This window comes from Pseudochryseolinea flava, from assembly GCF_003286915.1.
Classification (GTDB): Bacteria; Bacteroidota; Bacteroidia; order Cytophagales; family Cyclobacteriaceae; genus Ohtaekwangia; species Ohtaekwangia flava.
The window spans coordinates 156,280-169,754 of record NZ_QMFY01000009.1; the positions used below are offsets into that span (position 1 = coordinate 156,280).

At 43.9% G+C, this 13,475-nt stretch carries 12 protein-coding genes; 6 read left to right on the forward strand and 6 right to left on the reverse strand.

Annotated features, from left to right (window positions below; genetic code table 11):
- Positions 1 to 13 precede the first annotated feature (13 nt).
- Genes DQQ10_RS17450 through rsmG form a run of 4 tightly spaced genes read left to right on the forward strand, consistent with a single transcriptional unit; the run spans position 14 to position 2,946 of the window.
- The gene (locus tag DQQ10_RS17450; protein WP_245970451.1) at positions 14 to 1,126 is read left to right on the forward strand and encodes a glycosyltransferase; all 1,113 of its coding nucleotides are present in this window, start codon (positions 14 to 16) and stop codon (positions 1,124 to 1,126) included.
- Positions 1,114 to 1,734, forward strand: a complete 621-nt coding sequence (locus DQQ10_RS17455; RefSeq protein ID WP_112748177.1) for an RNA polymerase sigma factor — start codon at positions 1,114 to 1,116, stop codon at positions 1,732 to 1,734. Before DQQ10_RS17450 ends, DQQ10_RS17455 begins: the two co-directional genes overlap by 13 nt.
- Positions 1,735 to 1,744: 10 nt before the next feature.
- The gene (locus DQQ10_RS17460; RefSeq protein WP_112748178.1) at positions 1,745 to 2,320 is read left to right on the forward strand and encodes a hypothetical protein; all 576 of its coding nucleotides are present in this window, start codon (positions 1,745 to 1,747) and stop codon (positions 2,318 to 2,320) included.
- Complete coding sequence (gene rsmG, locus DQQ10_RS17465; RefSeq protein WP_112748179.1) at positions 2,281 to 2,946, forward strand: 16S rRNA (guanine(527)-N(7))-methyltransferase RsmG; 666 nt, start codon at positions 2,281 to 2,283, stop codon at positions 2,944 to 2,946. The genes DQQ10_RS17460 and rsmG overlap by 40 nt, the downstream gene beginning before the upstream one ends.
- A gap of 653 nt (positions 2,947 to 3,599) precedes the next feature.
- On the opposite strand, the gene DQQ10_RS17470 is transcribed toward rsmG, so the two are convergent.
- From DQQ10_RS17470 to DQQ10_RS17480, 3 genes are all read right to left on the reverse strand, one after another.
- Positions 3,600 to 4,073, reverse strand: coding sequence for a hypothetical protein (locus DQQ10_RS17470; RefSeq protein WP_112748180.1), 474 nt, complete (start codon positions 4,071 to 4,073; stop codon positions 3,600 to 3,602).
- Between the two features lie 8 nt (positions 4,074 to 4,081).
- Positions 4,082 to 4,822: a lysophospholipid acyltransferase family protein gene (locus tag DQQ10_RS17475; RefSeq protein WP_112748181.1), complete on the reverse strand. Its 741-nt coding sequence runs from the start codon at positions 4,820 to 4,822 to the stop codon at positions 4,082 to 4,084.
- 78 nt (positions 4,823 to 4,900) lie between these two features.
- The gene (locus DQQ10_RS17480; RefSeq protein WP_245970452.1) at positions 4,901 to 6,103 is read right to left on the reverse strand and encodes an RsmB/NOP family class I SAM-dependent RNA methyltransferase; all 1,203 of its coding nucleotides are present in this window, start codon (positions 6,101 to 6,103) and stop codon (positions 4,901 to 4,903) included.
- Between the two features lie 242 nt (positions 6,104 to 6,345).
- On the opposite strand from DQQ10_RS17480, the gene DQQ10_RS17485 reads away from it, so the two are divergent.
- A complete protein-coding gene (locus DQQ10_RS17485; protein WP_165823985.1) occupies positions 6,346 to 9,204 on the forward strand; it encodes a CHAT domain-containing tetratricopeptide repeat protein in 2,859 nt (952 codons plus the stop codon).
- A gap of 53 nt (positions 9,205 to 9,257) precedes the next feature.
- Positions 9,258 to 10,250 carry an aldo/keto reductase gene (locus DQQ10_RS17490; protein WP_112748183.1) on the forward strand — a complete coding sequence of 331 codons (993 nt, stop codon included), beginning with the start codon at positions 9,258 to 9,260 and terminating at the stop codon, positions 10,248 to 10,250.
- A gap of 4 nt (positions 10,251 to 10,254) precedes the next feature.
- On the opposite strand, the gene DQQ10_RS17495 is transcribed toward DQQ10_RS17490, so the two are convergent.
- The 3 genes from DQQ10_RS17495 to DQQ10_RS17505 form a co-directional block, all read right to left on the reverse strand.
- Positions 10,255 to 11,385 (reverse strand): PQQ-dependent sugar dehydrogenase, encoded by a 1,131-nt coding sequence (locus tag DQQ10_RS17495; protein ID WP_112748184.1) that lies wholly within the window; start codon positions 11,383 to 11,385, stop codon positions 10,255 to 10,257.
- Between the two features lie 88 nt (positions 11,386 to 11,473).
- Entirely contained in the window at positions 11,474 to 12,175 is a 702-nt protein-coding gene (locus DQQ10_RS17500; RefSeq protein ID WP_112748185.1) for a Bax inhibitor-1/YccA family protein, read from the reverse strand.
- Between the two features lie 394 nt (positions 12,176 to 12,569).
- Positions 12,570 to 13,412, reverse strand: a complete 843-nt coding sequence (locus tag DQQ10_RS17505; RefSeq protein WP_112748186.1) for an SMP-30/gluconolactonase/LRE family protein — start codon at positions 13,410 to 13,412, stop codon at positions 12,570 to 12,572.
- Positions 13,413 to 13,475 lie beyond the last annotated feature (63 nt).

Below are 13,475 nucleotides of genomic sequence, written 5' to 3' on the forward strand. Positions count from 1 at the left end.
AAATCCGACGCCCTTGCTTATTTTATTCATTGCCTTTTGTGTTATCGCCGCTGTTCAGTTAGGATACTTCATTACTTTCCTTACCGCGTTCGGTCGTGATCAACGAAAGGCGTCGGCAATGGCAAGTACGCAGGCGTTGCCGATTTCTATTATCATATCCGCGCATGATGAAGAGACGCATCTCCGAGAACTGATTCCGCAACTCCTTCAGCAAGACCACCCTACGTTTGAGATCATCGTCGTCGATGATCGGTCGAATGACGGAACTTTTGATTTGCTCTTAGAAGAAACGAAGAAGGATCACCGTCTTCGGATGGTGCACGTGAATCGGACACCGCCACACGTGAATAGCAAAAAGTACGCACTGACGTTGGGTATAAAAGCTGCTCACTATGAGTGGATTGTTGTTACGGATGCAGATTGCCGGCCAACGAGTAGCCAATGGCTATCGCTCATGGCTTCTGAGTTTGCTACTGACAAGAGCTTTGTGCTTGGGTATTCGCCATACCAAAAGAAGCCTGGCTTCCTTAATTTGTTTGTGCGGTTCGAATCGTTACTCACGGCGATACAATATCTTTCCTTTGCTTGGTTAGGAAATCCCTACATGGGCGTTGGGCGTAACTTGGCCTACCGCCGCTCTATGTTTTTGGAATCGAAAGGATTCAATAGTTCGCTCGCTGTGACGGGGGGTGATGACGACCTCCTGGTTAATCATTTGGCTACTAAAAAGAATACCGCCGTTGTCATCAATGCAAATGCTCAGGTGCTCACCTTTCCCAAGGAGACCTGGAAAGCATTTTTTAATCAAAAGATAAGACACCTCTCCGTTGGCAAGCATTACCGTTTAGGACACCGTTTTTTACTGGGGCTATTTACGCTCACGTGGATTCTCACGTGGTTTGCGGGACTACCGCTAGCCATTTTTTCGGAACATCGCTACATTGTAATGGGGGTACTGATTGTCAGACTCTTATTGGAGGGCTGGGCATTTCATAGCAGTGCCCGCAAGCTCGGGCAACGGTTTGAGGCATGGGCAATATTGCCTTTGGATTTTCTTTATGCCTTTTATTATCTTGTCACCGGCCTTGTGGCTTTATTTACGAAGAAAGTACGATGGAAGAACTAGAAGAAGAAGAAGGTAGCCGATTTTCCACCAAAGCGCTTGAGGATTTTCGTCTGATCGATCTTGCTGTCGATGGCGACGATAAAGCATATGCACGACTACTCCAGCGTTACAAAAGACCCGTTTACCACATGATCTTAAAGATGGTGCGTAACGTAGATGACGCCGAAGATCTAACCATCGAATCGTTTGCCAAAGCATTCCGAAGCCTTCATCGTTTCAAAAAAGATTTTACATTCAGCACTTGGCTCTTTAGGATAGCAACGAATAATACGATTGACTTCATTCGAAAGAAGAAGCTCAACACCTTTAGCATCGACAATTCATTCACCGACGACGACGGTCAATCGGTATCAATAGACGTTGAAGATGAAAATCTGGATCCGCAAGAAGAAACGATCAAAGCTCAAAAAGCTGAGTTGATTCAAGTATTCGTAGACAAGCTGCCACCGAAGTATCAAAAACTTGTACGACTTCGCTACTTCCATGAGCTATCGTACGAGGAAATCGCTGTAGAGCTCGATGCGCCGCTGGGAACGGTAAAAGCACAACTTCACCGCGCGCGTGAACTGATGTTCGAAATGGTAAAGAATAAGCGCGACCACATCTAACGCAACACCCATGCGGGTATTCATTGTATTTTTTATTACGCTCGTCAATACCACTTTGTTATTGGCCCAGTCACCGAATGGCGATAAAGAACGTTATGCTATTTTGGAAGCTGCATTAATTGCCGACGACGCTGTTAAACTATCTTCAGTCATTGACAACGATAGACTCCTTGCCATCACCGAAGGGTTGAAACGATTCAGCACCGTCGACACAACAATTGCTTTCGATGATAAAACAACAACGCACCTTATTTCGCAGCTCGAAACGTCTACGATCAAGCGATGGGATAAAAAGAATGTCTATCGGTTCGAAATAGCAGACCGTGATCCATTTACCGGCATCGATACAAATTCAAAGTTAGACTCAGCGCATCAGAAGTACATGAACAAAATAGTTCGACTTCAACGCGCGTCGCTGCCGCTCTTTACAGATCAGCAATCTGCGTTCGTATTACTCTCAGGTAAAGTCGTCACGTTTCAAGATGGCACGCCCATTCTGAATTCAAATTATACAAAGGTTTATTTCCTCCGTCTTCATAAGAAAAGATGGAAGGTTACAAAGTCACTATTACTTACTGCCAATTGATTACGTCACAAATTATATTTGATTACTTCCCGGATCTTACAGCAAAGCAGAAAGACCAGTTTGGAAAATTGTTTAATCTTTATCGTGATTGGAACGATAAGATTAATGTGGTTTCGCGTAAGGACATTGAGAATCTTTATGTGAACCATGTTTTGCATTCGCTAGGCATTGCCAAAGTAATGTCGTTTAATCCAGGGGCGGAAGTTTTAGATGTTGGTACGGGAGGAGGATTCCCAGGTATTCCCCTGGCGATCATGTTTCCTGAAACAAAATTTCACCTTGTCGACTCGATAGGAAAAAAGATCACTGTCGTGAATGGTGTTGCTGAAGGCGTAGGCATTAAGAACGTGCGCGGAGAACAAATCAGAGCGGAGCAAATCAAAGGAGAATATGATTTCATCGTGAGCCGCGCCGTAACACGATTGAAAGAATTTTACGGTTGGATCAATAAGAAGGTAAAGACCACATCGACCCACACACTTGATAACGGGATCTTATATTTGAAAGGCGGAGACCTCGACGAAGAACTTGCCGAAGTAAAACGAATCCACCAAGTGTTCAACTTGTCTGACTTCTTCAAAGAAGAATTTTTCGAAACGAAGAAGGTTGTATACGTCCCGCTTTAATGCCGAAGTGCCGCCTTGTGTTCCTCGTGCCCTTTGTGGCGAAATGAATTCTGCTATCTATTTAACATGCGCAAGTTTAGCCACGAAGAACACAATGTTCACAAGGGAATGCCGAAATACCGCCTTGTGTTCCTCGTGCTCTTTGTGACGACATGAATTCTGGTGTCTACTTAGCGTGCATAAGTTTAGCCACGAAGAACGCCATGTTTACAAGGGAATGCCGAAATACCGCCTTGTGTTCCTCGTGCTCTTTGTGGCGAAATGAATTCTGCTATCTATTAAGCGTGCTTTAGCTTAGCCACGAAGAACACGATGTTCACGAGGGAATGCCGAAATACCGCCTTGTGTTCCTCGTGCTCTTTGTGGCGAAATGAATTCTGCTATCTATTTAGCGTGCATAAGTTTAGCCACGAAGAACACAATGTTCACGAGGGAATGCCGAAGTGCCGCCCTGTGTTCCTCGTGTTCCTTGTGGGGAAATGAATTCTGGTTTCTACTTAGCGTGCATAAGTTTAGCCACGAAGGATGAAATTTACTTTACGAAACGACCGACGATATATCCCGGCCCAGGTGTGTGAACGTCTGATGGCAGATCTGCGAATTGTACGCTGAGTGTGACGTTGTAATGATTTGCAGAAGAAAAGTGAGCGATCTCACTCCATGACCACGCCGTTAGGATCTTCGATGCGTGTGCGTTGATCGCCGCCAAGTTGAAGTTCTAGCTTGATTAAATCAGGCGTCGGTCGAACCAGAAAGAACATCATGAGTATTCCGACGGTTGCTAAAAAAGCGTAAATGTTTCCGGTGATCAATACGATTACCGCAGCGAAAAAACCTGGTGCTTCAAGAAACGCAAGCCTTACAATATAGGCGGTGAGGTATCTTGTAAGTTTTGCTGTAAGCGTTGGTTCATTTTGAGCTTTGGTGATCAGCATCGTGAAAACAAATCGTGATCCTACAATGCCTGCCATCGTGATTGCGGCCAGTATATAAAGAAACATTTCGTGTCCCTCCATCAAAGCAGGACGCGAGATGTAAGCGATGAAACTAAAAATTGAAATCATCACCATTTGAGCCGCGTGAATGATTTGCAAGCGTTGAATGTATTGCTTTGATGTTTGTGCCATGATCGAATTTAGTGATTGTTTTTTACAATCATTTCTTTCATGATGTCAAAAGTTTGCTGCTTCAGTCTTGGGATATCATCATGTGTAAGCCCCGCTGTAGGAATCTCACGGCCAACATAAATTTTGATTTTACCAGGAAGCACTTTGATCGTACTGGGCGGCATCAGTGGCCCTGCGCCGATAACTACCATCGGTAACAACGGTTCTTGTGTGTCGATGGCAATTCGAAAGGCGCCATCGTGAAATGGTTGCAACGGCTCCTTCGATCTGTTTTGTGTGCCTTCTACAAAAATTAAGATTGACAGTCCATCGTGTAGAATCTTTCGTAGGCGGTCGATACTTTTCTTCCTACTTTGTTGGCTCGAACGATCAACGATTACCGTGGCAGCTTGCGCGATCCAACCGAAGACCGGAATCTTTAAGAGTTCCTTTTTCGCCAACGGTCGAAATTGACCAGGGATGAGCAAACGCAATCCTGGAATATCGAGAAATGATGTGTGGTTGCTGACATAGATATAAGACTTTCCTTTTTTGAAGTTCTCTCTGCCGTGAAATTCATATCGAATAAACGTGAGCATACTAAATACCCACGACCATAACCAAAGGAATGTATACCCGATGCGCCCCGCTTTCTGTCCGAAGAAAAACGGAATAATGATGCCGGGTAAAAAGAGGATCATAAACACCGTAAAGACCAGGAATACCCAGAATCTATAGAGAACGATCAGAATGGTAGTAATGATTTTCAAAATCTAATCGGATAATATGCTGCGCAAATTGATGAAAGATCGGAAATTTCCAAATGCGTATGCTTTTAAAGGTCGCGCTTAACTTTCCTTTTTTAGGCGTGCCATGTAGAAGCCATCAAATCCTTCGCTCGGCCAGTGATGCTCCTCTTCTTGTAATGTATACTTTCCAGCATTTGCTTTCAGGAATTTTTCAACTTGCTGTTGATTCTCGGAAGGAAGAATACTACACGTAGAGTACACCATTTCCCCGCCGACTTTCAACATCGTACCATAGTCGGCCAAGATATTTTCTTGCAACTTCAGAACGTTGGTAATAAACTCCGGCGAGAGTTTCCACTTCGCATCAGGATTTCTTTTCAACACACCCAATCCAGAACAAGGAACATCAAGGAGAACGCGATCGGCAGAATTCTCTAGTCGTTTCAATGACTTCGAATTTTCAATGATGCGTGTTTCCAAATTCGATACACCTGCACGGCGCGCGCGTTTCTGAAGCTCGTCGAGTTTCCACTGCTCAACGTCCATGGCCACAATGCGTCCTTTGTTTTTCATGAGGGCTGCTAGGTGTAACGTTTTCCCGCCAGCACCAGCGCATGCATCGATCACGCGCATGCCAGGCTCGATGTGAAGAAACGGTGCGATGCGTTGCGAGCCCGCATCTTGAACTTCAAACAGCCCTTCTTTAAATGACGGCGTCGTGAATACATTTTGACGTTGCTTCAGTATCAGCGCGTCCGGAAAGTTTTCATCTAAACTCGTCTCTACATTCTCGTCATATAATTTTTCCTGGAGCTCCCGCAGATTTGTTTTCAATGTATTCGCGCGAAGTACAACCGGAGCTTCTTCGTTTAATGCGGTGAGTTCCGTTGACCAGCGGTTGCCTAGTTCTTGTTCGCCAAGCTCATCAAGCCAGTCGGGAATAGACTCTTTAATTTTCCGAATGCCTTTTAATTTTTGATATGATTGGAGTACATCTTTTGGATTGACGCCTTTAAATTCTTCCCATGGTGGCATGTGATAGTCACTTAAAATCAGCCACCCAGCCAGCAATTTCCAGTGATCTCCTTCCTCGGCTTTGGTTGTGGTTCGCAATGTTCTATACCATCGCACGATGTCGTATGTTGTCTCCGCGATGAATCGGCGGTCGCGAGCACCCCACTTTGAGTTTTGTTTGAGCGTTTTTTCGATAACCTTGTCGGCATATCGTCCTTCATTAAAAATCATGTCTAAAGACGTGATAACCGCTTGTGTGGTAGAGCGATGGAGTTTGAGCATTTGCATAAGACGGCAAAGATAACAAATGTGCCGATGTGTTAAGGATGACCTCTTGACGTTAAAATAAAAGGTGTCAAGCCGGTAAGTACCTCAACCACAAACGAACCGGAACACATCCCACCATCAACATGTAGTCTTGCAACTGTGCATGGTGATGTTGTTTTTTACATCTGGAACGCCGTTTAGTTCAATTTTTGATGATGTGTCAATTATTGTTTGTATTAATTTTGACTGATCAATTGTTTGATATGAATAGACTGATAAGAAATCTTCTCGTGTTTTTCGCGGTAGCCTTTACCATGAACGCCCATGGACAGATACTAAAAGATCTGAAAAAAACGGCGACCGACATGGCGAAAGATCTTAATACGAAAGAAAATCGCGAGCGTGTGGCAACTATCGGGGTAAAGAATCTTGAAAAGGCGCGCGCGGAATTTGATTCTACAGATTTTGATTATGCCATTCTTGTAAGTGATAACTCAGGTCTGTTCGATCTAAAAAAGAAGGGACAAAGTACGGCCATGTTGAGTTCTGCGGCCAGCGCTACACTGGCATTCATGAAAGATGAAGAAAGAACTGATGCGGAGAAAGCGCGTGGTCATCGCGAAATGGGGGAGGTGTATTATGGTAACGGATGGTTCAAAATGGCGAGTGGTAAATTTGACGCGGCAAAAGCAGCGTACGAAGGTGCAAATCTCACTGGCGATATCGGCTATATCAAGACCATCGCGAATATGGGATTGTTGTATTCTACGATGGGACGTTACACGCAAGCACAAGGATATACAGCAGAAGCATTGGACTTGCGGAAAGAGAAATTCGGTGAAACGAGTACGAGCGTCGCAGCTTCTTTCAATAACTATGGTGTTTTGAAATATAACCTTGCACAGTACAATGAAGCGCTCACCGACATCGAGGCCGCTACAGCAATCTTGAAACAAAATAAGTTGGAGCAAGGTATGCCCTATGCAATTGTATTGAACAACGAAGCGATGCTTCTGCAAGGCGTTGGTCGTTATGAAGAAGCAGAAGGGAAATTGAAAGAAGCAACAACAATCTCAGCAAAGCTTTCGAGCACGAAGTCTAGTAATCACGCAAAGTTTCTTTCGAACCTCGCCCTGCTGTACCAACTGGAAGGAAAGTATCCAGACGCGGAAGCGACCTATCAAGGCTTAGAGAAGACGTTAGGAAAATCGAATCCTGATCTTGCCACAGTGCTATGTAATCAAGCCGCGTTGTACATGACGATGGGCAAGGAAGACAAAGTCGAGGATCTTTTAAAGCGAGCACTTTCTATTTATAAATCGAATTTAGGAGAACAACATCCTGCGTATGCACGGGCACAAAACGATCTCGGAAATTTCTATCGGTATAAAGGACGCTATCCAGATGCGGAGCCTGCGCTAGAGAAAGCATTGGCCATTCGTGAAGCGACACTTGGTAAAAATCATCCGCTGTACGTGCAATCTCAAGAAGATCTGGCAATTCTACATTGGAAGAAAAAGGCGTGGGACAAAGCCTTTATGACTTACCGTGAAGTGATGGATAAGTCGATGGATTTTATCAACAACTACTTCCCACCGATGAGTGAATCGGAGAAAACAAAATATTGGGATGTCCTCTTTCCAAGATTTCAACGTTTCTACAATTTCTCAATTGAGGCCAGCACGGAGAATGCGCATGCTATTGAGGCGATGTTTGACTATCAGATCGCAACGAAGGGGCTATTGCTCAACTCAACCAACAAAGTGAAGCAAGCTATTTTTGCTAGTAAAGATGGACTTTTGATTAAAGATTATCTCGCGTGGCTGGACGCAAAAGAATCACTGTCGCGCTTGTATGCTTACTCGAAAGAGGAGTTAAAAAATCAGAAGATTAACCTCGACTCGTTGGAGCGCGCGACGAATGCCATGGAGCGAAAACTATCGGAGCGTTCAACGGATTTCTCTTCTGGGTATAGTGTTCAGAAAGTACAATTTTCACAATTGCAAAAATCATTGTTGGATAATGAAGCACTTGTAGAAGTTGTTAGGCTACAGAAATACGATCAGAAGTTCACAGGTGAATCACGCTACGTGGCGTTGGTCCTTACCAAGAATGCAGAAGCCCCAAAGATGGTGCTGCTCGACAATGGACAACAACTCGAGACACGGTACGCTAAGTTTTATCGCAATGCGATCCACCAGCGACTTAACGATGAACACTCGTATGATCAGTATTGGGCAAAACTTGAAACGGAGTTGCAAGGTAAAAAAATGATCTATTTGTCGCCAGACGGTGTGTATAGTCAACTGAACTTAAATACGATGAAGAAACCCGGCGCAGATTATGTAATTAATCGCTACGACATTGTTGTGTTGGGAAATTCTCGTGACCTACTCGCGTTGAAAAATAAAAAAACGAAAACGTCTAAGAAGAATGCAACGCTCATTGGATTTCCTGATTACGGTGGATCGGAAATCGCAGCGCTTCCGGGAACAAAAACCGAACTTGACGGTGTGAGTAAACTACTAAAAGCATCAGCGTATCAGGTGACCATGTTCACACAGAAAACAGCAAGCGAGGCAAACGTAAAGAAACTTAAGTCACCATGGATTCTTCACTTTGCAACACACGGTTATTTCTTGCAAGACAAAGGTGATGAAGGCTCCGCCTTTGGAATCCACTTCGACAATGCGAACGATAATCCATTGTTGAGATCGGGTTTGATGTTGGCTGGTGCGTCGTCAACGGCAAGTGGCAAACGACTTCCTAACTTAGAGAGCAACGATAATGGTATACTCACCGCATATGAAGCGATGAATTTGAATTTAGAAGGAACGGAACTTGTGTTATTGAGTGCATGCGAAACGGGCTTAGGCGAAGTGAAAGCGGGAGAAGGTGTGTACGGTTTGCAACGTGCCTTTTTAGTGGCCGGTGCCGATGCCTTAATCATGTCGTTGTGGAAAGTAGATGATGCTGCAACTCAAGCGTTGATGACGAATTTTTATACCAACTACATCAAGCTTGGTAACAAACAAAAAGCATTCAAACAAGCACAGCTTCAGTTGATGGCGAAATACAAAGATCCGTATTATTGGGGTGCGTTTGTGATGATGGGGAATTGAGTTGAAAGTTCAAAGTCGAAAGTTTAAAGTTTAAAGATTGTTGATTTCGGTATATGAAAGTGTTAGGAAATTCTTCTGTAAAGGTTACACCCATAGCATTTGGTGCATGGGCAATTGGTGGATGGATGTGGGGAGGTGCCGAAGAAGCATCGGCGATTGCTGCCATTCGCGCTTCGTATGATAACGGTATTACAACAATAGACACAGCGCCAGTATATGGTTTTGGCAAGAGTGAAGAACTTGTGGGGCGTGCGATGCAAGGAATTGCACGTGATAAATATCAAATTCTAACCAAGTATGGACTGAACTGGAAATCGGATCGTGGAGAGTTTTTCTTCGATACAAAATTTGATGATGGTTCTCCTGTTAAGATTTACAAACTGTCTTCTAGAGAAAGTGTCATTCAAGAATGTGAAGACAGCCTTCGACGGTTGAAGACAGACTATATCGACCTGCTTCAAATACACTGGCCAGATGCGACTACGCCGATCGCTGAAACCATGGATGCTGTGAAGGAGTTGATCAAACAAGGTAAGGTACGCGCTGCAGGTGTTTGTAATTACACGGCAACACAAGTCGAAGAGGCACTAAAAACATTGGATATCGTATCCAACCAAGTGCCTTACAGCATGATCAATCGGGATATTGAAAAGGAAGTTCTTCCACAGGCGATTGAAAAAAAGATGAGTATCATTCCTTACAGTCCGTTGCAACGCGGATTACTTACCGGTAAAATCAAACCTGATCATCAATTTAACGATGGCGATACGCGCGATGGAAATAAGTTCTACACGAAAGAAAATATCATTCGCGCGAACAGACTTCTGGAAAGAATCAAACCGGTTGCCGATGCGCATAACGCTACCTTGTCACAGCTTGTGATCAACTGGACAACACGTCAACCTGCGATGGATTGTGTATTGGTAGGCGCTCGTAATGAACAACAAGTTAAAGAGAATGTGAAAGCATTATCCTTTACGCTTGGTGATGATGAATTGGCAATGATCAATGAAGCGGTCTCAGCATTTGAGCTTGCCGCTGTCTAATCCATTACTTCTTCACGGGAATCAATTTCAAGAGTAGGCCAGGAGATTCGGTGAGAACGTACAAGTACCCTTCGGCGTCTTGTGTGACCAATCGAACTCTCCCTACTTTATCGAGAAGTTTTTCTTGTTTCAGGAATTGTCCTTTATCGTTGAGTTCAATGCGGGCTACGTGTGTTAAGATTAGACCGCCAACAAGGATATTATTTTTCCAACCTGGATAAAGCTCACCCTTTACTTGCGTGATGCCACACGTGGCAATAGACGGAACCCAATAGAATACTGGTTGTTCGAGTCCTTCTTTTTCAGTGATATCGGATATTGGCTTTCCATCATAATCGATTCCGTAGGTGATTATAGGCCAGCCATAATTTTTTCCTTTTTCAACGCGGTTCAATTCATCACCACCCTTTGGACCGTGCTCTGCTTCCCATAACGTTTTGGTGTCGCGATCGTAGAAAAGTCCCTGAGGGTTACGATGACCATAGCTCCAAATTTCTGGTTTAGCATCAGGTGTATTCACGAATGGGTTGTCTTTGGGCACACTACCATCATCATTTAAACGCAGAACTTTGCCGAGGTGATTTGAAAGCGTTTGCGCACTCGGTTTATCGCCGCGCTCTCCTGACGAAACAAACATGTGGCCCTCGCCATCAAACACGATGCGAGATCCAAAATGATAGTCTGAATCGACGAATGGTTGTGCAGAGAATAATTCCTGAAACTCAACGAATTTATTTCCGTCTAGTTTGGCGCGCGATACCGTCGTGCTGGCACCATTAGCACCTGGCTTTGAATAGGTGAGGTAAATCCAGCCATTCGTTGCATAGTCGGGGTGTAGCGTGATGTCCAACAGTCCGCCTTGTCCCTTAGCAAACACCGCAGGAACGTCTTCGATAGTTTGCTCTTGCAGTTCACCATCTTTAAATATTCTGATAACGCCTTTGCGTTCGGTGATTAAGATTTTTCCATCGGGAAGAAAAGCAGCGCCCCACGGATTCGTCAATCCTTTGGCTAAAGTATCAACTGCGAATTGCTGATTTTCAGATTCAATCGTTTTGAGATTACCCTGTCGTTTGTCGCACCCGATAAAGGCAAGAGCGATAAATAATGCAGGAGCAAAGAGCGTTGTTTTCATGGCGCGAAAATAGTTTAGCAACAGGAAATGTATTCCATGTTTTCGATGAACGGCAAAATGAATTCGAGAGGGAATTTTATGATGTTGCTTACTTCCTTCTTCCGAAGATGCGCAACAAATACAAGAAGAGGTTTACAAAATCGAGGTACAACGTGAGTGCACCCATGATCGCCTCTTTATGGTCTTCGTCAGATCCCTCGTTACCAATGATGTTAAGGTTTTTGATTTTCTGCGTATCGTATGCCGTTAAGCCAACGAAGATCAACACGCCGGCGCAAGACGTAATCCAATGAAGCGTGGTGCTTTCAATGAAGTAAGTATTCACCAATCCGGTAATCACCAAAGCAATAAGACCCATGAAAAGCAGGTTACCCCATTTTGTCAAATCTGTTTTGGTTGTATATCCCCAGGCACTCATGATGCCGAATGTTCCCGCTGTAATTAAAAAGGTAGTCGCAATTGATTCATTTTCATAAACATGAAATATCATCGACATGGTTAAGCCGAATAACATGGAGTATAGCAAAAATACAAACGTGGCAACCGATGCAGACATACGATTAATCTGACTGACCAAGATGAACACAGAAACAATCTGCCCGATAATCAAAGCAAAAAACATCCACTTTGTTCCTAGAATAAAATCAATAAAATCGGTGTACTCTGCGGTATACCATGCGACAAATCCTGTGATTACCAATCCCAGAAACATCCAGCCATATACCTTCACCATATACCGTTGTGTTTCCAACGCTACTTGCTGATCCAGTGAAAGAGGTTTGCTATCCATAATGAAAATGTTTCTGAAATTTATAAAAAAGTATCGGTTCCCACTTATTCCAGGGCGGGAAATCAGAAATACGAAAATGAATCGAACAATGCACCCATATTAATGTAGCTTTTAAAGCGAAGTGGTGATTTACAGCTCGTTCCTAATGGTTTTGTTATTTGCGCATTGCGTGTGGAAACGGTAGGTCTGCCCTGCATGGCTATAAGATTAGAGTAGAAAGAAGAAAGGACAGATGATTGATTGAAGATTTCAACAGGTAATGATCACTAATGAAGTTACAAAAAATGGACGACCACGCGTGAAGTTCTTTCGCTGTTCAAGAACAAGATGGCTCGTAAATAAAAAAGATGGTAACGGATTGGTCCATTACCATCTTCATTAAAATTCTTTGAAATTATTTTTTACCGAGGGTATAGGCTGCTACCGTATTGGCAAAAAACGTAGGAACATATAGCGTGCGCGTTTTTGAGTCGAAATCGATGTCAGCAGCATTGAGTTTTTGATCTTTTGTGTCGAGCACTTTCTCAACGGCACCGCTGGCGGTAATCGTATGTGCTTCGCCATACCAGCTTGACACAAGGAATTTATCTTTTTCTAGCTGGACAATTCCGTCAGAGCCTGCTACGATGGTTCCAATTTTTGTGAGCTTCTTGTCCCATCCAAGTTTATGAAACGCACCTGTTCCGAAGTCGGCAATGTAGAGTCCTTCTTTAAGCGCGAGCAACCCGTTCGGACTTTTGATATCCTGACTTTCGAAAAATACTTCAGCTTTGCCATTGACGATCTTGTGGATTTTTCCAGTGCCGGTATCCGAAACGTAAACATTGCCTTTGTCATCGACAGTAATGTCATTCAAAAAGGCCGAACCAGCGATGTCGATGCGCTGTGATATTTTGCCCGCAGTAATGTCGATGGCCACAACACGGTGGATGTCTGACACGTACAGCGTATTCTTCACCAAGCCCATGCCTTTAGGAGCATCGAGACCTGTAACCCATTTTAGATTTTTGATTTTACCGTCCGGTGTGAGTTGAGAAATGAAGCCTGCACCATCAACGCTATCGGGTTTGCCGTCGATGTTCGCGACATAGATTACATTGTTTTTTGCATCGAGAAGAACAGCTTCCGGTACACTTAGCGTTGCCTCAGAATTCCATTTTGAAGTTAACGTTTGTGCATCTGCATGGATCACAAACAAACATAGCATAAGTGCGGCGAGCGCGGATATTTTTTTCATTTGGATAGAATTAGTTTTAACGGATCGAAGGTAACGATCATACTCACGAAATGCCAAGAATTT